Genomic DNA, 26,993 nt, shown 5'->3' on the forward strand with positions numbered 1-26,993 from the left:
AGCTTGGCTTATTCAGCGTCTTCGCGCTCCCAGTCGCGGGTGCGGCTGACGGCCTTTTTCCAGCCCTTGTAGAGCTTTTCCTTGGCGGCTTCGTCCAGGGTCGGCGCGAACTCGCGTTCGATCACCGCCTTGTCGCGCAGCTCGTCCAGGCTGCCCCAGAAACCGCACGCCAGGCCGGCCAGGTAGGCGGCGCCGAGGGCGGTGGTCTCGCGCATTTTCGGGCGCTCCACCTGGGTGCCGAGGATGTCGGCCTGGAATTGCATCAGGAAGTTGTTGGCCACGGCGCCGCCGTCCACGCGCAGGGCCTTGAGGCGTTCGCCGGAGTCCTGCTGCATGGCGTCGAGCACGTCGCGGGTCTGGTAGGCGATCGACTCCAGCGCGGCGCGGATGATGTGGTCCACGCGCACGCCGCGGGTCAGGCCGAACAGGGCGCCGCGGGCATACGGATCCCAGTACGGCGCGCCCAGGCCGGTGAAGGCCGGCACCAGGTACACGCCGTTGCTGTCCTTGACCTTGTTGGCGAAGTATTCGGTGTCGTGGGCGTCGTTGACGATCTTCAGCTCATCGCGCAGCCACTGCACGGTGGAGCCGCCGTTGAACACCGCGCCTTCCAGGGCGTAGGCCACTTCGCCGCGTGGGCCGCAGGCGATGGTGGTGAGCATGCCGTGCTGCGACTTCACCGCTTTGTCGCCGGTGTTCATCAAAAGGAAGCAGCCGGTGCCGTAGGTGTTCTTCGCCTGGCCTGGCTCCACGCACATCTGGCCGAACAGGGCGGCTTGCTGGTCGCCGGCGATGCCGCCGATGGCGATGCCGCTCTTGGTGCGGCCGTAGATTTCCGACGAGGCCTTGACCGGCGGCAGCATCTCGCGCGGGATGTCCAGCAGCTCCAGCATCTTGGAGTCCCACTCCAGGGTGTGGATGTTGAAGAGCATGGTGCGCGAGGCGTTGGTGTAGTCGGTGACGTGGACCTTGCCGCCGGTGAATTTCCAGATCAGCCAGCTGTCGACGGTGCCGAACAGCAGCTCGCCGTTGCGCGCGCGTTCGCGGCTGCCTTCGACATTGTCCAGAATCCACTTCAGCTTGGTGCCGGAGAAGTACGGGTCGGTGACCAGGCCCGTGGTGTCGCGGATGTACTGCTCGTGGCCGTCGCGCTTGAGCTGCTGGCAGATCTCGGTGCTGCGGCGGCACTGCCAGACGATGGCGTTGTACACCGGGCGGCCGGTGTTCTTGTCCCAGACCACGGTGGTCTCGCGCTGGTTGGTGATGCCGATGGCGGCCACCTGGTCGTGGTGCAGGCCGGCCTGCGCCAGGGCTTCGACCATCACCGCGCTCTGGGTGGCGAAGATCTCCATCGGGTCGTGTTCGACCCAGCCGGCTTGCGGGTAATGCTGGGCGAATTCGCGCTGGGCGGTGCAGACCACGTTCGCGTCGCGGTCGAAGATGATCGCGCGGGAGCTGGTCGTACCCTGATCGAGGGCAATGATGTAGTTCTTGTTCTGTGTGTCGGTCATGTCGATTGCCTTGGACGATAAAAAGGGAGAGTGGGCCGGGGCGCAGGTTCGCAAGGGGCAGGAACCTGCGCCGACGGGATCAAGAGGTTCTCGGTTTGCCGTCAATGGCCGGTTCTGCATCCTTTGTAGCAGGTGTGGCGCCGGTCAGGTGACGGGCGATGAGCCCGCGGTACCCGGCGGCGCCGAGGCAGGCACCGACGATCGGTGCGAAAACAGGAATCAGGAAATACGGAATGTCGCGTCCGCCGGTGAAGGAAATTTCACCCCAGCCGGCAAAGAAAGTCATCAGCTTGGGGCCGAAGTCGCGGGCCGGATTCATCGCGAAGCCGGTCAGCGGGCCCATCGCGCTGCCGATCACGGCGATCAGCAGGCCGATCAGCAGCGGCGCCAGCGGGCCTTTCGGCAGGCCGTTGTTGTCGTCGGTCAGGGACATGATCACGCCCATCAGGATCGCGGTGATGATCACCTCGACCAGGAACGCCTGGGCGGTCGACAGCACCGGGTTCGGGAAGGTCGAGAACACGCCCGCCAGTTCCAGGCTGGCCGGGGTGCCGCGCACCATGTGGTGGGTCTGTTCGAAATCGAAGAACAGGTTGCTGTACAGCGTGTACACCAACAGCGCGCCGCAGAACGCGCCGGCGACCTGGGCAAGGATGTAGAAGGGCAGCTTGCGCTTGTCGAAGTCGGCGAACAGGGTCAGCGCGATGCTCACGGCCGGGTTCAGGTGCGCGCCGGACACGCCGGCGGTGAGGTAGATCGCCATGCTCACGCCGACGCCCCAGATGATGCTGATTTCCCACAGGCCGAAACTGGCGCTCGCGACCTTGAGCGCCGCGACGCAGCCGGTGCCGAAGAAGATCAGGAGTGCAGTACCCAGAAACTCGGCCAGGCACTGGCCCGAGAGTGATGGTTGCCGTAACGCAGTTGTCATTGAAAACCTCGGTTCTTTTTGTTGTCTGGCGCGGTTGCCGACGGGGCAAGGCGCGATTTTCACCGGGGCAGGATCCCCATCCTGTTCCCGGTCTGCTGCTGGGTGCTGCGGTGAAGACATTTGCTGCATTATTCAGATTCGAAAAAATATAGACAAGAAACACTGCTGTCAAAGGTCGAAAGTGAACCGTCGGTCACAAATAAACTATCAGTCGCATGAATGATCGGGCGGGCGGTTTTCCGCCTGCGCGTGAAACGTGTCTGCAGGCCACAGGAATCGTGGCTTGTGGTAGAGCCTTTTGCGCTTCGATGGCCTAGAATCCGGCGCATCGCTTTTCCCTGACCGCCGAGCCTGGAGCTGCCATGACCCCTGCGTTGGACTTGTTGAAAAAAGTTCGTGCCGAACATCGCGTGCACAGTTACGAACATGATCCCAAGGCGGCCTCCTACGGGCTGGAGGCCGCGGAAAAGCTGGGGCTGGATCCGGCTCAGGTGTTCAAGACGCTGCTGGCGGCCAGCGAAAAGGGTGAGCTGCTGGTGGCGGTGGTGCCGGTCGTCGGCAGCCTCGACCTCAAGGGGCTGGCCCACGCGGCGGGGGTGAAGAAAGTCGAAATGGCCGATCCTGCGGCGGCGCAACGCTCCACGGGATATTTGCTCGGCGGCATCAGCCCGCTGGGGCAGAAAAAGCGCCTGCGCACGTTCATCGACAGCTCGGCCCAACCTTTTGCGACCATTTATGTCAGCGCTGGCCGCCGTGGGCTGGAGGTCGAACTGGCGCCGACGGTGCTGGCCGAACACACCCAGGGTCGGTTCGCCGACATCGGCCGCGCGTAAGACGCATCGACTCTGTATGACGGAAATCGGCGGACTCTGTCTCTGGCGCGGAACCGGTCGCCACGGCATGCTCGGCCGACAGACAAAGGGAGAAGGTTATGCAGCTAGCGTTTCATCAGGTCGATGCGTTCAGCGATCGGCCGTTCAGCGGCAATCCGGCGATGGTTTACCGGCTCGATGCCTGGCTTGCGGACGATCTGATGCAGAAGATCGCCGCCGAGCACAACCTGGCGGAAACCGCGTTTCTGGTGCGCGAAGGGCAGGCCTGGCACATCCGTTGGTTCACGCCGACCACCGAGGTTCCGCTGTGCGGCCATGCGACCCTGGCCAGCGCCCATGTGCTGTTCGACATCTATAAGGAAACCGTCGAACGTCTGGACTTCACCTGCAAGTCCGGGCCGTTGAGCGTGAGCCGCGAAGGCGACACGCTGTGGCTGGACTTCCCGGCCATCGAAGCAGTGGAGCGGGGCGTCACCGTGGAGATCGAGCGGGCGCTGAACGTTCAGGCGGTGGATGTCCTGAGTTCCAACGAGTTGATGGTGGTGCTGGAGTCGGAGCAGGCCGTGCTCGACTGCAAACCGGACATGGCCGCCCTGGCCAAACTGCCGTGGCTGGGCGCCATCGTCACCGCGCGGGGCAGCCAGCATGACTTCGTCTCGCGCTACTTTGCCCCGGCCATCGGCATCAACGAAGACCCGGTCACCGGTTCCACCCATTGCAGCCTGATTCCCTACTGGTCCAAGCGGCTGGGCAAAACCCGCCTGACCGCCTGCCAGCGTTCGGCGCGGGGCGGGGAACTGTTCTGCCGGCTGGAAGGCGAGCGGGTGAAGATCGGCGGGCATGCGACGCTGGTGGCCAGCGGCACTTTGACGCTGAAGTAGCCTGCAAGCGATGGCGTCGGCACTGCCGATATCTGGGTGACTGACTCACCGCCATCGCCAGCAGGCTGGCTCCCACAGGGATCACGGTGTTCGCAGAATCCCTGTACACCACAATAACCTGTGGGAGCTGCGGTGCGACGACTCGACTTGCCAGCGATAGGGCCGGCACTGCGGAAAAGGGATTGGCTTGATTCAGTGGGCGGTGCTGTACCGCCGCACGCCGCTCTCCAACGCCGGGATCTGCGCCGCCATGCTGCCCGAGGCCTGGAACAGCACCAGGTGTTCGGCGGCTACGCGGATGCCCACATCGGCGCCGACCTGATGATCCTCGTGGCTGGGGAAGATCGATTCCAGCTGCGCGCCGGTCGGCAGTTGCAGGCGGTACAGCGTCGAAGCGCCGAGGAACGTCTTGCCGACGATCCGCGCCTTGAGCGCGCTGTCCGGGGCATGGACGATGTCGTCCGGCCGCAGCAGCACGTCCACCGCGCCGCCCACCGGCCAGGTGTAGGCCCGGTTGCCGCGCAGTTCGCCCAGCTCCGTCTGCACCGACTCCGGACTGCTGAGCTGGCCGCGAATGAAGTAGCCCTGGCCGATGAAGCTGGCGACGAACGGGGTCGCCGGTTCGTGGTACAGGTTGTAGGGCGTGTCCCACTGCTCCAGCCGGCCTTCCTTGAACACCCCGACGTGGTCGCTGACCGCGAAGGCCTCTTCCTGGTCGTGGGTCACCAGGATCGCACTGGTGCCTCGGGCCTTGAGGATGTCCCGCACTTCGCGGCTGAGCTTGCGCCGCAGCTCGCCGTCGAGGTTGGAGAACGGCTCGTCGAGCAGCAGCAACTGCGGCTCCGGCGCCAGAGCGCGGGCGAGGGCGACACGTTGTTGCTGGCCGCCGGACAACTCATGGGGAAAACGCTTGCCCAGGTTCTTCAGGTTGACCAGTTCCAGCAGCTCTTCGGTGACGCGCTCCTTGTGCGGATGCTTGCGGATGCCGAAGGCGATGTTGTCCGCCACGCTCAGGTGCGGGAACAGCGCGTAGTCCTGGAACACCATGCCGATCCGGCGCTTCTCCGGCGCGAGGGTGAAGCCTGCGCTGGAGAGGGTTTCGCCGCCGAGCTGGATTTCCCCTTCGTGCACCGGTTCGAAGCCGGCGATGGCGCGCAGGGTGGTGGTCTTGCCGCAGCCGGAGGAGCCGAGCAGGCAGCCGATGTCACCGGCGTTGAGGTGCAGATTGAGGTTCTGCACCACGCGTTGGTCTTGATAGCCGCAAGCGAGGTTGCGCAGGTTCAGCAGTAATTCATGGCTCATGCGTGGTGATATGCCGGTTCGACGAGGAACTCGAGCAGGGCCTTCTGTGCGTGGAGACGGTTTTCTGCCTGATCCCACGCGACGGAGCGCGGGTCGTCAAGCAGGTCGAGGCTGATTTCTTCGCCGCGGTGTGCGGGCAGGCAGTGCATGAACAGCACGTCCTCGGCGGCCAGGTCCAGCAGGGCCCGGGTGACCTGGAACGGCGCGAACAGCTTGAGGCGCTTGGCGGTCTCCTCTTCCTGGCCCATGGAGGTCCAGACGTCGGTGCTCACCAGGTGCGCGCCGCGCACGGCGTCCTGCGGGTCGCGGACGATGGTCACGCGGTCGCCGGCGCGGGCGACGAATTCAGGGTTGGGTTCGTAGCCTTCCGGGCAGGCCACGCGCAACTGGAAGTCGAACTGGATCGCCGCTTCTATATAGCTGTTGCACATGTTGTTGCCGTCGCCGATCCAGGCCACGGTCTTGCCCTGGATCGAACCGCGGTGCTCGAGGAACGTCTGCATGTCGGCCAGCAGCTGGCACGGGTGCAGGTCGTCCGACAGGCCGTTGATCACCGGCACCCGGGAGTTGGCGGCGAATTCGGTCAGGGTGCTGTGGGCAAAGGTGCGGATCATCACCGCATCGAGCATGCTCGACATGACGATGGCGCAGTCGCTGATGGGCTCGCCGCGACCCAGTTGGGTGTCGCGCGGCGACAGGAAGATCGCCTGGCCGCCGAGCTGGATCATGCCGGCCTCGAAGGAGATCCGGGTGCGGGTCGAGGACTTCTCGAAGATCATCCCCAGGACGCGGTTTTTCAAGGGCTCGAACAGTACGCCGCGGTTACGCAGGTCCTTGAGCTCAACGCCTCGACGGATCACGCTGACCAGCTCTTCGGGCGTGCAATCCATCAGGGAGAGAAAGTGCCTTGCGCTCATCATTGACTACCTTTTTGCTACGGACCGCAGATGCTCAAAGCCTTGTTTTTCTTAACAACGGGCGAGACCTGCGGCGTAAGCCGCACGGGGGCGACGAAATAGGGGAAGGCGCGATATTGACACTAAATGTCGCGTTTTTCCAATAGGCGAAGGTTTTCGCGGAATTCGACGGCGCGATAAGGCCGTCTGGAGTGCGTCGCTTGAACCGGTTCCGGTCGGCAGCGACCCCTTTGTACACTGGCTTCGACGGCCTTGGCAATCAAGCGTGGCGGGGATGGCACGGCCCTGGTCGGTTTGCGGCCGGTGCGTCACCGATCCGTTTGGTCGAATGGATGGGGTGAAACATTTGCTAAAGCAAAGTGCTGGGTTATAAATAAATCACGAGCGACGCAGGAAGCCTCCGCATGGAATCGAAAGAGCAACTGTTAATGGAACTGCTGGGCCACACGGCACGCTCGCTGACCCATCTCACGGCGTCGGTCACCTCGATGTCGTTCGAACTGCTGCGCAGCGACGACGAAGTGATCAGGGCCGCCGGCCGCCACATGATCGATCGCATGGCCACCATCAGCACCGGGCTCGACGAGCACTGGCGGCTGATCGGCGAACTGACCGGCGTGCATGTCGCCCACGAGCAGATCGAAACCATCCAGGAAATCCAGCTGCAGGCCCCGCCGCAGTTGCCGTCCAGTTGACCGTGCGTCGCCATCGGCCCGCCTGATGGGCGTCGATTCACAGGACGAACGTCGCTGGCGGCGGCCCGGATCCCGCGCCATAGTTTTGTTCCCGCGGCCGACAGCGTCCGCCCAGAACAAGACAGAGACTGGCCATGACCAAGACTCTCCACCACCGTGCCTGCCACCTGTGCGAAGCCATCTGCGGCTTGACCATCGAAACCACCGAAACCGACGGCACCGTCGCGATCACCTCGATCAAGGGCGATGCCCAGGACAGCTTCAGCCGTGGCCATATCTGCCCCAAGGCTGTGGCCCTGCAGGACATCCAGAACGATCCCGACCGCCTGCGCCAACCGATGCGCAGGGTCGGCGACGAATGGTTGCCCATCGAGTGGGATGAGGCCTTTGCGCTGGTGGCGCAGCGGCTGGCGGCCATTCAGGAGCGTCATGGCCAGAACGCGGTCGCCGTGTACCAGGGCAACCCCAGCGTGCACAACTACGGGCTGATGACCCACAGCAACTACTTCCTCGGCCTGCTGAAGACCCGCAACCGCTATTCCGCGACGTCGGTCGATCAATTGCCCCATCACCTGTCCAGCCATCTGATGTACGGCCACGGCCTGCTGCTGCCGATCCCGGACATCGACCACACTGCGTTCATGCTGATCCTGGGCGGCAATCCGCTGGCGTCCAACGGCAGCATCATGACCGTGCCCGACGTGGAGAAGCGCCTGAAGGGGATCCAGGCCCGGGGCGGCAAAGTGGTGGTGGTCGATCCCCGGCGCAGCGAGACGGCGGCCATGGCCGACCAGCACCTGTTCGTGCGGCCCGGCGGCGACGCGGCGCTGCTGTTCGGCCTGCTCAACACATTGTTCGATGAAGGCCTGACCCGCGACAGTCATCTGCCGGTCAGCGGCCTGGATGACGTGCGTGCGGCGGTGGCGCCGTTCACCGCCGAAGCCATGAGCCCGCTGTGCGCGGTGCCGGCCCAGCAGATCCGCCGGTTGGCCCGGGATTTCGCGGCTGCGCCCAGCGCCGTCTGCTACGGCCGCATGGGCGTTTCGACCCAGGCGTTCGGCACCGTGTGCCATTGGCTGGTGCAATTGATCAACCTGGTGACCGGCAACCTCGACCGCGTCGGCGGCGCCCTGTGCACGGAACCGGCGGTGGATCTGGTGGCGTCCACGTCCGGCGGGCACTTCAACAAATGGCAAAGCCGCGTGTCGGGGCGCCCCGAGTACGGCGGCGAGCTGCCGGTGTCGGCGCTGGCCGAGGAAATGCTCACCGAAGGCGAAGGCCAGATCCGCGCGCTGATCACCGTGGCCGGCAACCCGGTGCTGTCCACGCCGAACGGCCGTCAGCTGGAGCAGGCGCTGGACGGGCTGGAGTTCATGGTCAGCCTCGACCTGTACATCAACGAGACCACGCGATACGCCGACCTGATCCTGCCTTCGACCTCGGCGCTGGAGAATGATCACTACGACACCACGTTCAACCTGTTCGCGGTGCGCAACGTCACCCGCTTCAACCGGGCGATCCTGCCCAAGCCGCCAGGCGCGCTGCACGACTGGGAGATCTTCGTCGGCCTGGCCAAGGCCTTTGCGCAACGAACCGGCAAGGAACTCAAGCCGACCATGGCGCCGGCGCAGATGATCGACATGGGCCTGCGCATGGGCCGCTACGGCGACGGGGCCGCGCAGAAGCTGTCGCTGGCGACGCTGGCCGACCATCCCCACGGCGTCGACCTGGGGCCGTTGCAGCCTAACCTGGCGGCGCGGCTGAAGACCGCCGACGGTACGATCCAGGCCGCACCGGCGCCGATCCTCGCCGACCTTGCCCGGTTCGCCGCCCAGCGGGCTCCGGCCCCGGATGAGTTGCTGATGATCGGGCGCCGTCATGTGCGCAGCAACAACTCCTGGATGCACAACTTCCATCGGTTGGTGAAGGGCAAGCCGCGTCATCAGTTGCTGATGCACCCGGATGATCTCGCCGCGCGTGGCTTGAGCGACGGGCAACGGGTTCGGGTGAGTTCGCGGGTCGGGCAGATCGAGGTCGAGGTGCTGGGCAGCCTGGACATGATGAAAGGCGTGGTCAGCCTGCCGCACGGCTGGGGGCATGCGCGCCCGGGCGTGCAGATGGCCATCGCCAGCGGCCAGCCGGGCTCCAGCGCCAACGACCTGACCGATGAGTGCCAGCTCGACGAGCTGTCGGGCAATGCGGCGCTCAACGGCGTGCCGGTGACGGTGGCGGCGGCATGAACAAGTCGGCGGGGAGACCGAGCAGGGCGCTCGGGATTCCGTTACAATGCGCCACCGTGCCGACCCATGAGTCGGAAAGTTCAGCCGAGGTGCTCCATGGATATCATCGAAACGATTAAAGAGCAGATTGCCAACAACACCATTCTGCTTTACATGAAAGGCTCGCCGAATGCCCCGCAGTGTGGCTTCTCCGCGAAAGCCGCGCAGGCCGTGATGGGCTGTGGCGAGAAGTTCGCCTACGTCGACATCCTGCAGAACCCGGAAATCCGCGCCAACCTGCCCAAGTACGCCAACTGGCCGACGTTCCCGCAGCTGTGGGTCGCCGGTGAACTGGTCGGCGGCAGCGACATCATGGCTGAGATGTTCGCCAACGGTGAGTTGCAGACCCTGATCAAGGACGCGTCCGCCAAGGCTGCTGCGGCCAAGACCGACGCTTGATCCTTGCCTGCGGGTTTCGGCCAACGCCGAATCCCGCGAGCCAACAAAAAGCCCCGCCCTCTTTCGAGAGGCGGGGCTTTTTGTTGGCTCGCGTTCAGCAGGCGCTCATTTACTCGTCGTCGCCCATCTGCGACTGGAGGTAGTTCTCCAGGCCGATCTTGTCGATCAGGCCCAGTTGGGTTTCCAGCCAGTCGATGTGCTCTTCCTCGGATTCAAGGATGTCTTCCAGCAGTTCGCGGCTGCCGAAGTCGCCGACGGATTCGCAGTGGGCGATCGCCACTTTCAAGTCGGCGTGGCCGGTGCGCTCGATCTTCAGGTCGCATTCCAGCATTTCCGGGGTGTTCTCGCCGATGAACAGCTTGCCCAGATCCTGCACGTTCGGAATGCCTTCCAGGAACAGGATGCGCTTGATCAGCTTGTCCGCGTGCTTCATCTCGTCGATGGATTCTTTGTACTCGTGCTTGCCGAGTTTGTTCAGGCCCCAATCTTCATACATGCGCGCATGCAGGAAGTACTGATTGATCGCGACCAGTTCATTGCCAAGGATTTTGTTGAGATGCTGGATGACTGTAACGTCGCCTTTCATGATGGGAGTCCTGCCCTGTAATAGCTGTATATGCGGCAGAGTTTGATCCCGACAACTACGGGTGTCAAACCTAAGTTATTGAATAATATATGAAATTTAATCGGAATAAGAATGTTTGTGTTCTGCGTCTACACGCTAAGCAATTGATTTTCAGGCATAAAAAAACCGGACATATGTCCGGTTCTTCGAATGGGGGGCGTTTATGCGGCGGTAAATTCTACCGGATAGGGGATCGCGGCCTGGGCGGTCTGCAGCTTGGTCAGGGTTTCGCGAACCACTTCCTTCGCCAGGCAAGCGCATTTGCCGCATTGGCTGGCCACGCCGGTGGCCTGGCGGACTTCCTTATAGCTGCAGCAACCTTCATAGATCGCTTCGCGGATCTGTCCGTCGGTGACGCCAGTGCAGAGGCAAACATACATAAGGGATAACCGTCGCTGGTGGTGACTCGATTGCGATGGATCTTAATGTTAACGAGAATGATTGTCAAAGTGCTTTCCCGGGCGTTTTTGACACGGCGACGGATGGCTGACGAACGGCGAAGTGTGGCCCGTTGCCTGCACTGCGCCCGGGCCCGTCCGCGAAAAACCTTTGAGGACAGGACAAACGTGCAGTGTATGATGGTCGGCCCTTGCGAAGAGGATCCGTGTCACAGGGCTGTCGCCTGAGGGTGGCAGGCTGGCCCGGACCCTGAACTTCAAGTCTATACACCAGGAGATATCCATGAGCGTACTCGTAGGCAAACAAGCCCCTGACTTCACCGTTCCGGCCGTACTCGGCAATGGCGAGATCGTCGACAGCTTCACCCTGTCCTCGGCCATCAAAGGCAAATACGGCCTGGTGTTCTTCTACCCGCTGGACTTCACCTTCGTCTGCCCGTCCGAGCTGATCGCCCTGGACAACCGCATGGCCGACTTCAAGGCGCGCAACGTGGAAGTGGTCGCCGTGTCGATCGACTCGCACTTCACCCACAACGCCTGGCGCAACACCCCGGTCAACAACGGCGGCATCGGCCAGGTGAAATACACCATGGCTGCCGACATGAAGCACGAAATCGCCAAGGCCTACGACGTTGAGTCCGAAGGCGGCGTGGCGTTCCGTGGCGCGTTCCTGATCGACGACAAGGGCGTCGTCCGCTCGCAGATCGTCAACGACCTGCCGCTGGGCCGCAACATGGAAGAGCTGATCCGTCTGGTCGACGCGCTGCAGTTCCACGAAGAGCATGGCGAAGTCTGCCCGGCCAACTGGAAGAAAGGCGACAAAGGCATGAACGCTTCGCCTGAAGGCGTTGCCGCTTACCTGACCGAGAACGCTGCCGCCCTGTAAGGCGCAACGTCGAGGCACAAAAAAACCGGCCCTTGTGGCCGGTTTTTTTGTGTGCGGGATTTGTCCGACGCCGATCAGTCGTCGAAGTCTTCCCAGCCGCCCATCTGCTTCCAGCGGTTGACGATGCCGCAGAACAGTTCGGCGGTCTTCTCGGTGTCGTAACGTGCCGAATGCGCTTCACGGCCGTCGAAGTCGATGCCCGCTGCCTGACAGGCCTTGGCCAGAACGGTCTGGCCGTAGGCCAGGCCGGCGAGGGTCGCGGTGTCGAAGCTGGAGAATGGGTGGAACGGATTGCGCTTCATGTCCAGGCGCGCGACCGCCGCGTTGAGGAAGCCCAGGTCGAAGCTGCTGTTGTGCCCCACCAGGATCGCCCGCTTGCAGCCGTTGGCCTTCAGCGACTTGCGCACGCCGCGGAAAATGTCGGTCAGCGCCGTCTCTTCGCTGACCGCCATGCGCAGCGGGTGATCGAGCTTGATCCCGGTGAACTCCAGCGCGGCCGGTTCGACGTTGGCGCCTTCGAACGGCTCGACACGGAAGAAATAGGTGTGGTCCGGGTACACGAAACCCTTTTCGTCCATGGCGATGGTAGTCGCGGCGATCTCCAGCAACGCATCGGTGGCCGAGTTGAAGCCGCCGGTCTCTACGTCGACGACGACCGGCAGGTAGCCGCGGAAACGCGCTGCCATCGGATGGCGTGCGCCGCCGCCCTGACCGTCCAGTTCATCGTCGAAATGGTCTTCACTCACGCGTGTTCCTCCAGCAGGCGCCAGCGCAGTTTTTCACCGGCGCGCAGCGGGATGACGTTCAGCTCGCCGAACGGCAGGCTGGCAGGGGCGGTCCATTCTTCGCGGACCAGGGTGATGCGGTCGGTATTGGCCGGCAGCCCGTAGAAGCGCGGGCCGTTGAGGCTGGCGAACGCTTCGAGCTTGTCCAGCGCGTTGCGCTGTTCGAACGCTTCGGCATACAGCTCGATGGCAGCGTAGGCGGTGTAGCAGCCGGCGCAGCCGCAGGCGGCTTCCTTGGCGTGCTGGGCGTGCGGTGCCGAATCGGTGCCGAGGAAGAACTTCGCGCTGCCGCCGGTGGCGGCGTCCAGCAGGGCTTCCTGGTGCGTGTTGCGCTTGAGGATCGGCAGGCAATAGAAGTGCGGCCGGATCCCGCCCACCAGCATGTGGTTGCGGTTGTAGAGCAGGTGATGGGCCGTGATGGTCGCGCCGACGTTGGCCGAGGCCTCGTTGACGAACTGCACGGCGTCGCCGGTGGTGATGTGCTCGAACACGACCTTGAGGGTAGGGAAACGCTCGACCACGCGGCGCATGTGCTCGTCGATGAAGATCTTTTCGCGGTCGAACACGTCGACGTCGCCACGGGTGACCTCACCGTGGATCAGCAGCGGCATGCCGACTTCGGCCATGGCCTCCAGCGCCGGGAAGATCTTGTCGATGCTGGTGACCCCGGAGTCGGAGTTGGTGGTGGCGCCGGCCGGGTACAGCTTGGCGGCGTGCACGAAGCCGGTGGCCTTGGCCTGACGGATCTCTTCAGGCTGGGTGCGGTCGGTCAGGTACAGCACCATCAACGGTTCGAAGCGGCTGCCGGCCGGGCGGGCAGCGAGGATCCGCTGACGGTAGCCGTCGGCCTCGGCGGCGTTGCGCACCGGAGGTACCAGGTTGGGCATGATGATGGCGCGGCCAAAGGTGCGCGCGACATCCGCAACGGTATTGGTCAACACGGCACCATCGCGAAGGTGGATGTGCCAGTCGTCGGGACGCAGCAGGGTCAGGCGGTCGGACATGAGGGGATTCCAGGCGGGTCAAACTGTAGGGAATGCTACCGGAAAAGACACTTGCAGGCACTCGCTATCAAGTTTTGCGAAAAGCGACCGATAGACATCAGGTATGCCGTAAACATGTGTGTGTCGGTCCTTTTGTAACAGGAACCCATGGAGCCTCCCGTGCGCCAGCGTTATCTAGCCTTGCTCAGTGTGTTCGCCAGCCTTCCGGCGATGGCGCTCACGTACCAGACCCGTCTGGAGAACATTGAGTGGACGGTCGAAGGCGACAAGTTCGAATGCCGCCTGACGCAGCCGGTCACCGACTTCGGCTCGGGGCAGTTCGTGCGCAAGGCCGGCGAGCAGGCGACGTTCCGCCTCAACGCCTACAACGCCATGCTCGGCGGCGGTTCGGCGACGTTGTTGGCGGCCGCCGCGCCGTGGCAGCCGGGCCGCGACGACATCAACCTGGGCACCGTCAGGCTGGGCAGCGGCAACGTGCTGTTCAACAGCTCCCAGGCCCAGGCCGGGCGCCTGATCAGCGGCTTGATGGACGGCCGCAGCCCAGTGGTGCGGCACGCCTCGGGCGATGGCCGGGTCTCGGAAGTGCGCTTGCTGCCGGTGAAGTTCAGCAAGGCGTTCAACGATTATCAGAGCTGCGTGGCCAAACTGCTCCCGCAGAATTTCGATCAGGTCAAGCAATCGCAGATCGGCTTCCCCGGCGAAGGCACCGAGCTGGACGCCGCCGCCAAGGCCAAGCTGCAAGTGATGCTCGAGTACATGAAGGCCGATCCGACGGTCAACCACATCGAGCTCGACGGCCATTCCGACAACAGCGGCAACCGCCTGACCAACCGTGAACTGTCGCGCCGGCGGGCGCTGGCGGTGGTGGATTTCTTCAAGGCCAACGGCATCCAGGAATCGCAGATCACCGTGCGGTTCCACGGCGAACGCTACCCGCTGGTACCCAACACCAACGCCGCCAACCGGGCGAAGAACCGCCGGGTCAACGTGCACCTGGCGCGGGTCGCGCCGACGACGACCCCGGCCCCTCAGGCCAGCGCACCCGCCAACGCCGCAGCGACGTCCTGACCTGCGGCCCATCGTCGCGCCCTCGACAGATTCTGTCGCTTTGTCGTCTTAAGCTGTCGCGCCTCTGTAAATTATCGCGTTTGAGCGGTAGACTCCTCGGCTTTCCGTACAACCCCGTGGAGTGATGGCATGGCGGACGTAAACAAGGTCGTTCTGGCGTATTCCGGCGGCCTGGACACTTCGGTGATCCTCAAGTGGCTGCAGGATACTTATAACTGTGAAGTGGTGACCTTCACCGCCGACCTCGGTCAAGGCGAAGAGGTCGAGCCGGCCCGCGCCAAGGCCCAGGCCATGGGCGTCAAAGAGATCTACATCGACGACCTGCGCGAAGAGTTCGTGCGCGACTTCGTGTTCCCGATGTTCCGCGCCAACACCGTCTATGAAGGCGAGTACCTGCTGGGCACCTCCATCGCCCGTCCGCTGATCGCCAAGCGCCTGATCGAGATCGCCAACGAAACCGGCGCCGACGCCATTTCCCACGGCGCCACCGGCAAGGGCAACGACCAGGTGCGTTTCGAACTGGGCGCCTATGCGCTCAAGCCAGGCGTGAAAGTGATCGCTCCATGGCGCGAGTGGGATCTGCTGTCCCGCGAGAAGCTGATGGACTACGCCGAGAAGCACGGCATCCCGATCGAGCGTCACGGCAAGAAGAAGTCCCCGTACTCGATGGACGCCAACCTGCTGCACATCTCCTATGAAGGCGGCGTGCTGGAAGACACCTGGACCGAGCACGAAGAAGACATGTGGCGCTGGACCGTCTCCCCGGAGAAGGCTCCCGACACCCCGCAGTACCTGGAACTGACCTACCGCAACGGCGACATCGTCGCGCTGGACGGCGTCGAGATGACCCCGGCCACCGTACTGGCGACCCTGAACAAGATCGGCGGCCAGCACGGCATCGGCCGTCTGGACATCGTCGAGAACCGGTACGTGGGCATGAAGTCCCGCGGCTGCTACGAGACCCCTGGCGGCACCATCATGCTGCGCGCCCACCGCGCCATCGAGTCGATCACCCTGGACCGCGAAGTGGCTCACCTGAAAGACGAACTGATGGCCAAGTACGCCAGCCTGATCTACACCGGCTACTGGTGGAGCCCTGAGCGTCTGATGCTGCAGCAGATGATCGACGCTTCCCAGGTCAACGTGAACGGCGTCGTGCGCCTGAAACTGTACAAGGGCAACGTGATCGTCACCGGCCGCAAGTCCGACGACTCGCTGTTCGACGCCAACATCGCGACCTTCGAAGAAGACGGCGGCGCCTACAACCAGGCCGACGCGGCGGGCTTCATCAAGCTCAACGCGCTGCGCATGCGCATTGCCGCCAACAAGGGCCGCAAGCTGTTCTGAGCCGGCATGAAGCGGTAGCCGTGCCTCTGGGGCACGGCTACCGCTCAGCAAGCCGACTGCACGGCTGACCGGTTCCGGTCAGCCTCCTTCTCCGCTGTTCATTCCATCGCTGCAATGGCGATGCCGCCCGTTCGTTTTCACATCCGCCGGACTATGTCCATTTCTTGCGAGCAAACGTTGTAGACGATGCAGACGGTTCGGTCTGACATTTTCTTCGTCTGTTTCAACGGCTTCGGCGCAGGGCTGCTCAGCGAAACGATTGGGTCGGTGCTGACCAGGAACAGGACGATGCGCCCCGATGTTTTGTCGGTATACGGAATGTTCTCCAGAAGTTTCGCCATGTGTTCGGATGCGTCCAGTTCCCGTGCATCGACGATGTGGAGTGTCTTCATCAGTTTGGGTAATTGCACATAGGGCAGTAAGGTCGGATCAGGCGGCGAGCGTGTTCCCGGGGGATCGTGCGTGGTCTGTGCCTTCGACGTCCCGTCCGTTTCATCCGCCGCAGGTTCCGTCGGGTCGAAGGCCTTCAGGAAACTCTTGTCGTTGCCGAAGTCCGAGGGCGCATAAAGGGAACGGTAGTTGAAGTTGAGCGTGATGAAGAACAGGAACAGCAAGTAAAAGGGAAAACTGATGAGGAACCAGACATAGACTTCGCGTTCGTCGTTGTCGAGAAACGGCAGGGAAACAGCGGCCGATGTTTCCGATATGAAAGCGAAGATGGCAATGACGCTGATGGGATTGGTGATTTTGTTGCGAAACTTGGTCATATGTTTGTCCTTCAGGGTTTTTGGCAATGGAAGTGTTTTGATCGGGGCGGTTAAGTTGCCTCGAGTCAGAAGTTGATGTGTTTGACGTTTATATTAATTTCAGGGGTGTGGAAATAACCGGCTTGTTTCCTTTTTTATCGGAGACAATCGCCAGGACTCGGAAAAGATCGAGCGAAGGTTAAGGATTCTTACGTTGTGGCGGGAGGACAGGAAGAGCGCGTGGGTCGAGTGAGGCGGCATAAGGGTTTCTCCGGAGAAGTTGATTTTTCCTGAGGTGCATCTTTTTGTAGGAAAAGTCTTTGTTAGGCGTAAGGGATGTCTCTCGCTGCTGATGCGCAGGAACTCTTGCCTGCCATGGGTGAATTGACTGCGCTATTGTGCGGGCTCTAAAAATTCGAACAGCGAACTGGACTTGCCCATGAATAAAGTGCTGATCGTGGATGATCATCCTGTCATTCGTCTTGCGGTGCGAATGCTGATGGAGCGGCATGGCTACGAGATCATTGCCGAAACGGACAATGGAGTGGATGCACTGCAACTTGCCCGCGAACAAATGCCCGATATCGTCATTCTCGATATCGGCATTCCGAAACTGGACGGACTTGAAGTCATTGCCCGGCTGACGTCATCGGCCATGCCGTTGAAAGTGCTGGTGCTGACATCCCAGGCGCCGGGTCACTTCTCGATGCGCTGCATGCAGTCCGGCGCCGCCGGTTATGTCTGCAAACAGCAGGACCTGACCGAACTGCTCAGCGCCATAAAGGCTGTGCTGTCGGGCTACAGCTACTTTCCGAACCAGGCCTTGCACACGGTGCGCACGAGCCTGGGCAACGCCAGCGAAGCGGATATGGTGGATCGTCTCTCGGGGCGGGAAATGATGGTGCTGCAGCAGTTGGCCCGCGGCAAGACCAACAAGGAAATCGCTGACGGCATGTTTCTCAGCAACAAGACGGTGAGCACCTACAAGACCCGTCTGCTGCTGAAGCTCAATGCCCGTTCGCTGGTGGATCTGATCGAGCTGGCGCAGCGCAACGGGCTCGTGTGAGCGTCACGCTGGCTGACAGGGCATGGGCCGATCGGTTTCAGCGTGCGCCGTAAAGTAAAAAGCCTCCGTTGCGGGAGGCTTTCAGGGATCAGTCATCAACGTCGTAATCGAACTCGGCCAGTTGCTTTTGCAGGCGGCGTTCCTCAAGCAGATTGTCGATGGTGCGGCGCTTGCTCAGGTTGGTCTTGGCGACTTCGACCTTCGATTCCGCATCGTCGTCTTCGGTGGCGATGAAGTCGTCTTCTACATCCAGTTGTTCTTTGCCGGTACTCATAAGGTCAACTCCAGGCTAAGACTGCCTTTGGCGCTCCTTATATCGATAAACCGGCGGATGGTAAAAAAGATTTTTTCAATCGAAATATCAACAAAACCAATAGCCGATCAATCGTCGGATGTCTTGTGCTTGTACTCGCACAAATCTTCGATCCGACAGCTTCCGCAGCGCGGCTTGCGGGCCAGGCACACATAGCGCCCGTGCAGGATCAGCCAATGGTGCGAGTCGAGCAGGTACTCTTTCGGCACGAATTTCATCAGTTTGTTTTCCACCTCGACCACGTTCTTGCCGGGGGCGATCCCGGTGCGGTTGCTCACCCGGAAAATGTGGGTGTCCACCGCCATGGCCAGTTGGCGGAACGCGGTGTTGAGCACCACGTTGGCGGTCTTGCGCCCGACGCCCGGCAAGGCTTCCAGCTCTTCGCGGGTCTGCGGGACTTCGCCGCCGTGGCGTTCGACCAGCAGGCGGCAGGTCTCGATCACGTTTTTCGCTTTGCTGTTGTAGAGCCCGATGGTCTTGATGTACTCGGACAGGCCTTCGACGCCCAGGGCATGAATGGCCGCCGGCGTGTTGGCCACCGGGTACAGCTTCGCCGTGGCCTTGTTCACCCCGACGTCGGTGGACTGCGCCGAAAGGATCACGGCGATCAGCAGTTCGAACGGCGAGCTGTAGGCCAGTTCGGTTTTCGGCTCGGGATTGTCTTCGTGCAGTCGGCGAAAGATTTCCAGGCGTTTTGCGGCATTCATGGACGGTGCGATTCCTCGGCGGGGGCGGTGGGGCGAATCAGGGTCTGACCCAAGGCCAGCAGCAATCCCAGCAGGATGAAGGCGCCGGCCGTCAGGGTGAACAGGTGCAGGCCTTCGCCGAACAGCACCAGACCTTGCCAGTGTTCCGAAAGTCGGGCGCCGATGCTGCCCCGGCCGATCAGTTCGCGCAACAGGGCCATCACGGCCATCAGGCCGGCGAACAGGCCGAACGGTTTCAGGCGCGCGGCGGCGGGCCGCAGAAAGAATCCGTGGTGTTCCAGCACGATGCACTGCAGGCCGATCAGGCCGGCGTAGAGGCCGATCATCTGATGCCATTGCACGGACGCGTACTGCACGAGGGTGTCGGCGCAACCGGCCAACGTGGCGGCCACCAGCAGGCCGGCCGGCAAGACGCTCGCCTGGGGCAGGCGCGGGCGCAACGCTTGCATGGCCAAGCCATAGAGGCCGACGACGACAACGCACATCAGTACCGTCGCCAACGCGCCGGGCAGCGATCCGGTGGCGCCGAGCAGCAACGTCAGCGCCAATGAGTTGGAGAGTGTCGCGGTTCTGTTCATTCAGCGTTCCCCAGCAGAGCCGCCCGGTGCCCGTCGAAGTAGCGCAACGCATCATGGACGGCGTTCACCGCTGCGCGCGAAGTGACGGTGGCGCCGGCGATCTGATCGAATTGCCCCCGATCCTTTTTCAACGCCCAGCCGGCGTCGTCCGGTGCATCGAGAGACTTGCCCGTGAAGGTCTGCAGCCAGGCGTTCGGCCAGTCGCCGATCAGTCCACCCAACGCCGGCGTTTCGGTTTGCCTCAAGGTTTTCACGCCGATCAGCCTGCCCGAAGGGGCGATCGCGATCAGCCATTCGATCTGGCCGGCATAACCCGTGGCCTGGTTGCGCAGCAGGACGGCGACGGTCTGTTCGCCGCGGGTCGCCCGGTAGGCGCCGGTCAGCGTGCTGTGGCTCAGCACCGGGTCGACCAGGGGCAGCGGCTGCTCCAGGGGTCGGTTGTCGTAGCTGTCCGCGGCCAGCACGTCCAGCAGCGTGCGGCTTTCGATCAGCTTCCGTTCGGCGGCGATGCGCGGCGCGCTGAGATCCTGCACCAGCCAGCTCACGCCGGCGCCCGCGCAGGCCAGCAGCGCCAGGGCGATCAGGCTGCCCGTGCGGTTCATGGCGCCACCTGCCGCTGGCGGGCGGTGGCGAAGCGTTCCAGCGCGGGCACGCACAGGTTCATCAGCAGCACGGCAAAGGCCACGCCGTCCGGGTAGCCGCCCCACGTGCGGATCAGGTACGTCAACAGCCCAGCACCGAGGCCGAACAGCAGGCGGGCAAGCGCGCTCCGTGCGCCGGACACCGGTTCGGTGACGATGAAGAACGCGCCCAGCATCGTTGCGCCGCTGAGCAGGTGAAACAGCGGCGAGCCGTGGGAGTCGGATCCCGAGCCGTTCCAGCACAGCAGGCTGACGGTGAACAGAGCGACGAGCATGCCGACCGGCGCCTGCCAGCCGATCACCCGCCGTTGCAGCAGGAACAGCCCGCCGGCAAGGAACGCCAGGTTGACCCACTCGCTCGCGCGTCCGCCGAACCGGCCGAAAGCGGGATCGGCGGCGAACAGTTCGTCCGTGGTCAGGCTCTTGTTGATGCGCAGGCTGTCCAGCACGGTGGCCTGGGCCCAGGCGTCCGGCGCCCTTGCCGGGCTGAACACCTGGGTCAGGGCGCTCGACAGATCCATGCCGTGGCCCGGCCAGTGCGTCATCGACAGGGGAAACATCACCATGGCCAGCGCAAAACCGAGCATGGCCGGGTTGAACGGGTTGCGGCCGACGCCACCGTACAGGTGCTTGCCGAACAGCAGGCCGGTGGCCATCGCCGTGACCGTCAGCCACCACGGGCAGTACGGGGGCAGGGCGGCGGTCAACAGGGTGGCGCTGACCGCAGCGCTGCCGTCGGCGAGCGTCGGCAGCACCGGTTGCCGACGCAGGCGCAGCACCGCGGATTCGACGGCCCAGGCAGTGGCGACGCACAGGAGCAAGTTGATCGCCACCCCCCAGCCATAGAACCAGAACAGCGCCAGCAGCCCCGGCAACGTGGCCAGCAGCACAAGCTTCATAGCCTCCTGCAGGCGAGTGTCCAGAGTTTCAAGGCACGGCATGGGCGTTTACCTGACGTTCGGCTTCCTCCAGGCGGGCGCGGGCCTTGTCGAGGAGGTCGGGGGCGGTGTCGGCGCGTCTTTGCAGTTTGTTGAGGTCGGCCCGGGCGTAGGCCAGTTCGGTCTTCAATTGACGGAGCTGGCTGTCGATCGGCCGTTTTTCGGTGCGCACGAGGTCGGGCAGCGGTTGTCCGCTGGCGTCCTCGGCCGCATGCAGGGCCTGTTCGGCGTCGCGCAGGGCCTGTTCCAGGACGGCGATCTCTTGCGGCGGCGCATCCGCCGCCTGGGCCTTCTTCAGTTCGGCGCGGCGCATCGCCAACTGAATTTTCGCCCGTTTCAGCTCTGCGTCTTTCGCCGGAGCCGGGGCAGGAGCCGCAGGGACGGCGGCGCTGGTTTCCAGGGCCGCCAACGCCTGCTCGGCCGCCTCGAACTGCCGTTGCAGCACGATCAGTTGCGACTGTTGTTCGAACGTCGGCGGGTGACCGAAGGCTTTCAGCGATTTGTTCAGTTGGGCGCGGCTCATGGCCAGGTCGATCTTGGCCTTTTTCAGCGCCGCATCGGCAGTGGCGGCCTTCTGGGCGCGCACCCGCTCAAGCGCGGTCTGCACCGGATCCGCTGCGGCGGCCTGCGCTTGCGCCGCACGCTGGGCCCGGGCTTCGCGCTCGGCCTGGCGTTGCTGCTCTTCGTGCAGCAGCCGGGCATTGCGGCGCTGGTAGCGTTGCCGGGCGTGGTCGCGTTTGGCGGTGCGCGCCTGGCGCTCTTCGGGGCTGGCGGCCAGTCCGCCGACCACCGCCAGGGTTCCCGCCGGCAGCGGATGCATGTCGATGCAGTCCACCGGGCAGGGCGCCACGCACAGGTCGCAGCCGGTGCACTCGTCGACAAGCACGGTGTGCATGAATTTCGCGGCGCCGACGATGGCGTCCACCGGGCAGGCCTGGATGCACTTGGTGCAGCCGATGCATTCGGCCTCGCGGATGAAGGCCACTTGCGGCGGCGCGGTGCCGCGGCTGACGTCCAGTTCCAGCACCGGGATGTTCAGGAGTTCAGCCAGGGCCGCGACGGTTTCGTCGCCGCCCGGCGGGCAGCGGTTGATCGGCTCGCCGCCGGCGATGCCTTCGGCGTAGGGCTTGCATCCGGGATGGCCGCACTTGCCGCATTGGGTCTGGGGCAGCAGGGCGTCGATGCGTTGAATCAGACTCATGTTTTGATCAGTCCGCTGAATCCGAGAAAAGCCACCGCCATCAGTCCGGCGCCGATCAACTGGATCGGCAGGCCGCGAAAGGGCAGGGGAACATCATTGCCGGCGGTTCGTTCGCGCAGGTCGCTGAACAGGCTCAGCACCAGCCAGAAGCCCAGGCCGGCGCCCAGGCTCAGCGCCATCGCATGAAACAGGCCTTTGTCCGCCTGGGCGTTGCTCAGCGTCAGGCCCAGCGCGCCGGCATTGCCCAGCATCAATGGCCACAAGCCGTCGAAAGGCAGTGTCGGCAACCCGCGGGCCAGCAGCTTCAGCAACGGAGCGATCGACAGCACGCACAGGGGCAGAAACGCGAAAAGACGCAGGCCCTCCAGGTGCAGCGGCACCAGCAGCCATTGCCAGAGCGCCTGGGCGACAGTCCCGGCCACCAGCATCAGCACCAGCGTCGCCAGGCCCAGCGCATGCACCTGGCGTCGCTCGCCCGCCAGCGCCGGATCGACGCCCAGCGGCCAGTTCAACACGAAGTTGTTGAGCAGCGCAGCACTGAAAATCACAAGCACGAGGTCGGTCATGGCGTTGCCGGCAGGTCAGGCGGATGTCCCTTAAGGTTAGGCATTATCCGGCGCCGGTGGAGGGCGGGCCAGACATGAAAAATCCCACAGGCGCACGGGGCACGCCTGTGGGATCGGCCGGTGCGCAACCTTACTTGATGCGCTGGCCCGGCTTGGCGCCGCTGTCCGGGCTCAGCAGGTAGATCTCTTCGCCGCCGGGGCCGGCGGCCATCACCATGCCTTCGGATATGCCGAACTTCATTTTCCGCGGCTTGAGGTTGGCGATCATCATGGTCAGGCGGCCGTCCAGCTTGGACGGATCCGGGTAGGCGCTCTTGATCCCGGAGAACACGTTGCGTTGCTCGTCGCCGATGTCCAGGGTCAGGCGTAGCAGCTTGTCGGCGCCCTCCACGTGTTCGGCCTTGACGATCAGGGCCACGCGCAGGTCGACGGCGGCGAAGGCGTCGAACTCGATTTCCGGCGACAGCGGATCCTTGGCCAGTTCGCCGTTGCCGGCAGGTGCGGCGGCGCCGGTGTCGGTCTGGCTGGCGGTCAGGTCTTCCTTGGAGGCGTCGGTCATGGCTTGCACTTTTACCGGGTCGATGCGGGTCATCAACGGTTTGAATTCATTGAGCTGATGGTTGGCCAGCAGCGTGGCGTGGTCGTTCCAGGTCAGCGGCGCGACGTTGAGGAACGCCTCGGCGTCGGCGGCCAGCAGCGGCAGCACCGGCTTGAGGAAGACCACCAGTTGGCGGAACAGGTTGATGCCGGTGGCGCAGATCGCCTGGACCTCGTCCTGCTTGCCTTCCTGCTTGTTCAGCGACCAAGGCGCCTTGTCGGCGATCCAGGCGTTGGCGCGGTCGGCCAGGGCCATGGTCTCGCGCATGGCGCGGGCGAAATCGCGGGCCTCGTAGGCGTCGGCGATGCTCGGCGCGGCGGCCAGGAACGCGTCGGTCAGCTCCGGCGCGGCGTTGGCGCCGACCATCACCCCGGCGTTGCCCTTATGGATGAAGCCTGCGCAGCGGCTGGCGATGTTGACCACCTTGCCCACCAGGTCGGAGTTGACCTTCTGCACGAAGTCTTCGAGGTTCAGGTCCAGGTCGTCGACGCCGCGGCCCAGCTTGGAGGCGTAGTAGTAGCGCAGGTATTCCGGCGACAGGTGATCCAGGTAGGTGCGCGCCTTGATGAAGGTGCCGCGGGACTTGGACATCTTCTGGCCGTTGACGGTCAGGTAGCCGTGTACGTTGATCCCGGTCGGCTTGCGGTAGCCGGCGCCTTCGAGCATGGCGGGCCAGAACAGGGCGTGGAAGTTGACGATGTCCTTGCCGATGAAGTGGTACAGCTCGGCGGTGGAGTCCTTGCCCCAGAAGGCGTCGAAGTCCAGCGCAGGCGTGCGGTCGCACAGGTTCTTGAAGCTGGCCATGTAGCCGATCGGCGCATCCAGCCACACGTAGAAATACTTGCCCGGCTCGTCCGGGATCTCGAAGCCGAAGTACGGCGCATCGCGGGAGATGTCCCACTGCTGCAGGCCGGCGTCCAGCCATTCGGCGATCTTGTTGGCCACCGCGTCCTGCAGGGTGCCGCTGCGGGTCCAGGCCTGCAGCATCTGCTGGAAGTCAGGCAGCTTGAAGAAGAAGTGCTGGGAGTCCTTGAGCACCGGGGTGGCGCCGGAGATCGCCGACTTCGGATCCTTCAGGTCGGTGGGGGCGTAGGTCGCGCCGCATTTTTCGCAGTTGTCGCCATACTGGTCTTCGGTGCCGCACTTGGGGCAGGTGCCCTTGATGAAGCGGTCGGCCAGGAACATTTTCTTGTCCGGGTCGAAGTACTGGGTGATCGAACGCGTGGCGATGTGCCCGGCGTCACGCAGCTTCAGGTAGATCTGGCCCGACAGCTCGCGGTTCTCTTCGGCGTGGGTGGAGTGGAAATTGTCGAAGTCCACCAGGAAGTCGGCGAAGTCGGCGCTGTGTTCGGCCTGGACGTTGGCGATCAGCTGTTCCGGGGTGATGCCTTCCTTTTCCGCGCGCAGCATGATCGCCGAACCGTGGGCGTCGTCGGCGCAGACATAGATGCACTGATTGCCGCGCTGCTTCTGGAAGCGCACCCACATGTCGGTCTGGATGTATTCCAGCATGTGGCCAAGGTGGATCGAACCGTTGGCGTAGGGCAGGGCGCTGGTGACGAGGATCTTGCGTGGCTCGGACATGGGGGCATCGCTACTTGATGAAACGGAGGTCGGCCACTATAAATCGCCGGCGAAGATATTTCACCCCTGCAAATGTTTGCCGGACATGCCGTCCGCACGGCAGAAGGGGTAGGATAGCCGCCATCTTTTCCCAGTCTTGCTACCGGAGTTGCCCATGAGCGCCGTCACCCGCGAAGCGGTGGAAGCCGTCCTTCGCCAATACACCGACCCTTACCTGAACCAAGATCCGGTCAGCGCCGGTTGCGTGCGCGACATCGAGATCCAGGGCGACCGCGTCAGCGTCCGGCTGGAGCTGGGCTACGCCGCCGGCCTGTTCAAGAGCGGCTGGGCGCAGGTGCTGCAGATGGCCATCGAAGGGCTGGACGGCGTGGCGGGTGCCCGTGTCGAGATCGCCAGCGTGATCGCCGCGCACAAGGCCCAGGCGCAGATCCCGGGCCTGGCCAACGTCAAGAACGTGATCGCCGTGGCGTCCGGCAAGGGCGGCGTGGGCAAGTCCACCACCGCCGCCAACCTGGCGCTGGCGCTGGCCCGCGAAGGCGCCAAGGTGGGCATTCTCGACGCCGACATCTATGGCCCGAGCCAGGGCATCATGTTCGGCATCCCCGAGCGCACCCGCCCTGAGGTCAAGGACCAGAAGTGGTTCGTGCCGCTCAAGGCCCATGGCGTGGAAGTCATGTCGATGGCGTTCCTGACCGACGACAACACACCGATGGTCTGGCGCGGCCCGATGGTGTCCGGCGCGCTGCTGCAACTGGTCACGCAGACCGCCTGGGGCGACCTGGACTACCTGGTGATCGACATGCCGCCGGGCACCGGCGACATCCAGCTGACCCTGGCGCAGAAAGTCCCGGTGGCCGGCGCCGTGATCGTCACCACGCCCCAGGACCTGGCGCTGCTGGATGCCCGCAAGGGCGTGGAGATGTTCCGCAAGGTCAACATCCCGGTGCTGGGCGTGGTGGAGAACATGGCCGTGCACATCTGCTCGAATTGCGGGCATGCCGAGCATCTGTTCGGCGAAGGCGGCGGCGAGAAGCTTGCGACCCAGTACGGCGTCGAACTGCTGGCCTCGTTGCCGCTGTCGATGGTCATCCGCGAGCAGGCCGACGGCGGCAAGCCGACGGTGATCGCCGAGCCGGAGAGCCAGATCGCCATGGTCTACCAGGACCTGGCCCGCCATGTCGGCGCGCGGATCGTGCTGCAGGAAGCGGCGACCCCGGCGATGCCGAACATCACCGTCAGCGACGACTGACCGAACCGCCACGCAGCGGGGCTGTCCTGCGGCGCTTGGGCTGCCGCCATCGCCAGCAGGGCTGGCTCCCACCTTGATTGCGGTCGTTCGCAAACCTGCGTGCACCGCGCAACCTGTGGGAGCCAGCCTGCTGGCGATGGCATCAACCCAGATGCACCGACCGGCCGCCCGGTGCGGTGACGTCAGATCCGCAACCCGCCATCCATCTCCAGGATCCGCCCGGTGTAGTAGTCGTTCTCGAAGATGTAGGCCGCCGAGTGGGCGATCTCTTCCGGCTTGCCCATGCGCTTGAGCGGAATGCCCGAGGTCATCTTCTCCAGCGCCTCGGGCTTCATGCCCAGGGTCATTTCGGTCTCGATGAAGCCCGGCGCGATGCCGGCGACGCGGATGCCGTAGCGCGCCAGCTCCTTGGCCCAGGTCACGGTGGCGGCGGCGACACCGGCCTTGGCGGCGGAGTAGTTGGTCTGGCCGACGTTGCCGGCGCGGGAGATCGACGAGATGTTGATGATGGCGCCGCCGTTCTTCAGCTCGACCATCTTCGCCGCCACTTCACGGGTGCACAGGAACACGCCGGTCAGGTTGACGTCGATCACCGCCTGCCACTGGGCCAGGGTCATCTTGGTCATTTCGCCGTCCTTGACCTTGAGCAGCAGCCCGTCGCGCAGGATCCCGGCGTTGTTGATCAGGCCGTGGATCGCGCCGAAGTCATCGGCGACCTGGGCGACCATGTGCGTCACTTGCTCTTCGTCCGCGACGTTGCACAGGTAGCTGCGCGCCTCGACGCCCTTGGCCTTGCAGGCGGCGACGGCGGCGTCGAGCTTTTCCTGGTTCAGATCCACCAGCGCCAGCTTCGCGCCCTTGCCGGCGAAGTACTCGGCCATGGAACGGCCCAGACCCTGGCAACCGCCGGTGATAATGATTACTTTGTCAGTGAGTTGCATGCGC

At 63.8% G+C, this 26,993-nt stretch carries 28 protein-coding genes; 10 read left to right on the top strand and 18 right to left on the bottom strand.

What is annotated here, in order from left to right:
• Positions 1-8: 8 nt before the first annotated feature.
• Both glpK and CAG33_RS00275 read right to left on the bottom strand, forming a co-directional pair.
• Positions 9-1,511 (bottom strand): glycerol kinase GlpK, encoded by a 1,503-nt coding sequence (gene glpK, locus CAG33_RS00270; RefSeq protein ID WP_085580214.1) that lies wholly within the window; start codon positions 1,509-1,511, stop codon positions 9-11.
• 79 nt (positions 1,512-1,590) lie between these two features.
• On the bottom strand, positions 1,591-2,442 hold the full coding sequence (locus tag CAG33_RS00275) for an MIP/aquaporin family protein (protein WP_085636538.1): 852 nt from the start codon (positions 2,440-2,442) through the stop codon (positions 1,591-1,593).
• Positions 2,443-2,804: 362 nt separating this feature from the next.
• Between CAG33_RS00275 and ybaK the strand changes: the two genes are divergently transcribed.
• Positions 2,805-3,275, top strand: a complete 471-nt coding sequence (ybaK, locus tag CAG33_RS00280) for a Cys-tRNA(Pro) deacylase (RefSeq protein WP_085636540.1) — start codon at positions 2,805-2,807, stop codon at positions 3,273-3,275.
• A 98-nt stretch (positions 3,276-3,373) separates the two neighbouring features.
• Positions 3,374-4,156 carry a PhzF family phenazine biosynthesis protein gene (locus CAG33_RS00285; RefSeq protein ID WP_085580220.1) on the top strand — a complete coding sequence of 261 codons (783 nt, stop codon included), beginning with the start codon at positions 3,374-3,376 and terminating at the stop codon, positions 4,154-4,156.
• A 192-nt stretch (positions 4,157-4,348) separates the two neighbouring features.
• Here the strand turns inward: CAG33_RS00285 and CAG33_RS00290 are convergent, their stop codons facing one another.
• Together CAG33_RS00290 and argF are read right to left on the bottom strand one after the other, a co-directional pair.
• The gene (locus CAG33_RS00290) at positions 4,349-5,458 is read right to left on the bottom strand and encodes an ABC transporter ATP-binding protein (RefSeq protein ID WP_085629460.1); all 1,110 of its coding nucleotides are present in this window, start codon (positions 5,456-5,458) and stop codon (positions 4,349-4,351) included.
• A complete protein-coding gene (argF, locus tag CAG33_RS00295; RefSeq protein WP_085580224.1) occupies positions 5,455-6,375 on the bottom strand; it encodes an ornithine carbamoyltransferase in 921 nt (306 codons plus the stop codon). The genes CAG33_RS00290 and argF overlap by 4 nt, the downstream gene beginning before the upstream one ends.
• A gap of 404 nt (positions 6,376-6,779) precedes the next feature.
• Between argF and CAG33_RS00300 the strand changes: the two genes are divergently transcribed.
• The 3 genes from CAG33_RS00300 (at position 6,780) to grxD (ending at position 9,748) form a co-directional block, all read left to right on the top strand.
• Positions 6,780-7,070, top strand: a complete 291-nt coding sequence (locus CAG33_RS00300) for a hypothetical protein (protein ID WP_085580226.1) — start codon at positions 6,780-6,782, stop codon at positions 7,068-7,070.
• Positions 7,071-7,204: 134 nt separating this feature from the next.
• Positions 7,205-9,310, top strand: coding sequence for a molybdopterin oxidoreductase family protein (locus CAG33_RS00305; protein ID WP_085636542.1), 2,106 nt, complete (start codon positions 7,205-7,207; stop codon positions 9,308-9,310).
• Positions 9,311-9,406: 96 nt separating this feature from the next.
• Entirely contained in the window at positions 9,407-9,748 is a 342-nt protein-coding gene (gene grxD / locus CAG33_RS00310; protein ID WP_085580230.1) for a Grx4 family monothiol glutaredoxin, read from the top strand.
• A gap of 109 nt (positions 9,749-9,857) precedes the next feature.
• Here grxD and bfr read toward each other — a convergent pair whose 3' ends face one another.
• Both bfr and CAG33_RS00320 read right to left on the bottom strand, forming a co-directional pair.
• Positions 9,858-10,334 carry a bacterioferritin gene (gene bfr, locus CAG33_RS00315; protein WP_085580232.1) on the bottom strand — a complete coding sequence of 159 codons (477 nt, stop codon included), beginning with the start codon at positions 10,332-10,334 and terminating at the stop codon, positions 9,858-9,860.
• Between the two features lie 200 nt (positions 10,335-10,534).
• Positions 10,535-10,753: a bacterioferritin-associated ferredoxin gene (locus CAG33_RS00320; protein WP_003227725.1), complete on the bottom strand. Its 219-nt coding sequence runs from the start codon at positions 10,751-10,753 to the stop codon at positions 10,535-10,537.
• A 301-nt stretch (positions 10,754-11,054) separates the two neighbouring features.
• Between CAG33_RS00320 and CAG33_RS00325 the strand changes: the two genes are divergently transcribed.
• Positions 11,055-11,657, top strand: a complete 603-nt coding sequence (locus CAG33_RS00325) for a peroxiredoxin (RefSeq protein WP_085580234.1) — start codon at positions 11,055-11,057, stop codon at positions 11,655-11,657.
• Between the two features lie 74 nt (positions 11,658-11,731).
• On the opposite strand, the gene rnt is transcribed toward CAG33_RS00325, so the two are convergent.
• Complete coding sequence (gene rnt / locus CAG33_RS00330) at positions 11,732-12,403, bottom strand: ribonuclease T (protein WP_085580236.1); 672 nt, start codon at positions 12,401-12,403, stop codon at positions 11,732-11,734.
• Positions 12,400-13,446: a dihydroorotase gene (gene pyrC / locus CAG33_RS00335; protein ID WP_085580238.1), complete on the bottom strand. Its 1,047-nt coding sequence runs from the start codon at positions 13,444-13,446 to the stop codon at positions 12,400-12,402. The genes rnt and pyrC overlap by 4 nt, the downstream gene beginning before the upstream one ends.
• Positions 13,447-13,605: 159 nt before the next feature.
• On the opposite strand from pyrC, the gene CAG33_RS00340 reads away from it, so the two are divergent.
• On the top strand, positions 13,606-14,514 hold the full coding sequence (locus tag CAG33_RS00340; RefSeq protein WP_085580240.1) for an OmpA family protein: 909 nt from the start codon (positions 13,606-13,608) through the stop codon (positions 14,512-14,514).
• Between the two features lie 129 nt (positions 14,515-14,643).
• Positions 14,644-15,861: an argininosuccinate synthase gene (locus tag CAG33_RS00345; protein WP_085580242.1), complete on the top strand. Its 1,218-nt coding sequence runs from the start codon at positions 14,644-14,646 to the stop codon at positions 15,859-15,861.
• A gap of 137 nt (positions 15,862-15,998) precedes the next feature.
• Here the strand turns inward: CAG33_RS00345 and CAG33_RS00350 are convergent, their stop codons facing one another.
• Complete coding sequence (locus CAG33_RS00350; RefSeq protein WP_085636544.1) at positions 15,999-16,628, bottom strand: hypothetical protein; 630 nt, start codon at positions 16,626-16,628, stop codon at positions 15,999-16,001.
• A gap of 418 nt (positions 16,629-17,046) precedes the next feature.
• Here CAG33_RS00350 and CAG33_RS00355 point away from each other — a divergent pair, with 418 nt between their 5' ends.
• Positions 17,047-17,673 carry a response regulator transcription factor gene (locus tag CAG33_RS00355; RefSeq protein WP_085580246.1) on the top strand — a complete coding sequence of 209 codons (627 nt, stop codon included), beginning with the start codon at positions 17,047-17,049 and terminating at the stop codon, positions 17,671-17,673.
• Positions 17,674-17,761: 88 nt separating this feature from the next.
• On the opposite strand, the gene CAG33_RS00360 is transcribed toward CAG33_RS00355, so the two are convergent.
• The 8 genes from CAG33_RS00360 to metG all read right to left on the bottom strand — a co-directional run bounded on the left by CAG33_RS00360 (position 17,762) and on the right by metG (position 24,799).
• Complete coding sequence (locus tag CAG33_RS00360; RefSeq protein WP_085580249.1) at positions 17,762-17,947, bottom strand: PA3496 family putative envelope integrity protein; 186 nt, start codon at positions 17,945-17,947, stop codon at positions 17,762-17,764.
• Positions 17,948-18,054: 107 nt separating this feature from the next.
• Positions 18,055-18,693 (bottom strand): endonuclease III, encoded by a 639-nt coding sequence (gene nth, locus CAG33_RS00365; protein ID WP_085580251.1) that lies wholly within the window; start codon positions 18,691-18,693, stop codon positions 18,055-18,057.
• Positions 18,690-19,271 carry an Rnf-Nqr domain containing protein gene (locus CAG33_RS00370; protein ID WP_085636546.1) on the bottom strand — a complete coding sequence of 194 codons (582 nt, stop codon included), beginning with the start codon at positions 19,269-19,271 and terminating at the stop codon, positions 18,690-18,692. The genes nth and CAG33_RS00370 overlap by 4 nt, the downstream gene beginning before the upstream one ends.
• Positions 19,268-19,873, bottom strand: a complete 606-nt coding sequence (locus CAG33_RS00375) for an RnfABCDGE type electron transport complex subunit G (RefSeq protein ID WP_085580255.1) — start codon at positions 19,871-19,873, stop codon at positions 19,268-19,270. The genes CAG33_RS00370 and CAG33_RS00375 overlap by 4 nt, the downstream gene beginning before the upstream one ends.
• Complete coding sequence (locus CAG33_RS00380; protein WP_085636548.1) at positions 19,870-20,853, bottom strand: RnfABCDGE type electron transport complex subunit D; 984 nt, start codon at positions 20,851-20,853, stop codon at positions 19,870-19,872. Before CAG33_RS00380 ends, CAG33_RS00375 begins: the two co-directional genes overlap by 4 nt.
• Positions 20,840-22,051 carry an electron transport complex subunit RsxB gene (gene rsxB / locus CAG33_RS00385; RefSeq protein ID WP_085636550.1) on the bottom strand — a complete coding sequence of 404 codons (1,212 nt, stop codon included), beginning with the start codon at positions 22,049-22,051 and terminating at the stop codon, positions 20,840-20,842. The genes CAG33_RS00380 and rsxB overlap by 14 nt, the downstream gene beginning before the upstream one ends.
• Positions 22,048-22,617, bottom strand: a complete 570-nt coding sequence (locus CAG33_RS00390; RefSeq protein ID WP_085580261.1) for an electron transport complex protein RnfA — start codon at positions 22,615-22,617, stop codon at positions 22,048-22,050. The genes rsxB and CAG33_RS00390 overlap by 4 nt, the downstream gene beginning before the upstream one ends.
• A 130-nt stretch (positions 22,618-22,747) precedes the next feature.
• Positions 22,748-24,799, bottom strand: a complete 2,052-nt coding sequence (metG, locus tag CAG33_RS00395; RefSeq protein ID WP_085580263.1) for a methionine--tRNA ligase — start codon at positions 24,797-24,799, stop codon at positions 22,748-22,750.
• 154 nt (positions 24,800-24,953) lie between these two features.
• Here metG and apbC point away from each other — a divergent pair, with 154 nt between their 5' ends.
• Complete coding sequence (apbC, locus tag CAG33_RS00400; RefSeq protein WP_085580265.1) at positions 24,954-26,048, top strand: iron-sulfur cluster carrier protein ApbC; 1,095 nt, start codon at positions 24,954-24,956, stop codon at positions 26,046-26,048.
• Between the two features lie 182 nt (positions 26,049-26,230).
• On the opposite strand, the gene CAG33_RS00405 is transcribed toward apbC, so the two are convergent.
• The gene (locus CAG33_RS00405; protein ID WP_085580267.1) at positions 26,231-26,989 is read right to left on the bottom strand and encodes an SDR family oxidoreductase; all 759 of its coding nucleotides are present in this window, start codon (positions 26,987-26,989) and stop codon (positions 26,231-26,233) included.
• Positions 26,990-26,993: the final 4 nt, after the last annotated feature.

It is taken from the genome of Pseudomonas sp. B3(2017), from assembly GCF_002113595.1.
In the GTDB taxonomy this organism is placed as follows: domain Bacteria; phylum Pseudomonadota; class Gammaproteobacteria; order Pseudomonadales; family Pseudomonadaceae; genus Aquipseudomonas; species Aquipseudomonas ekonensis.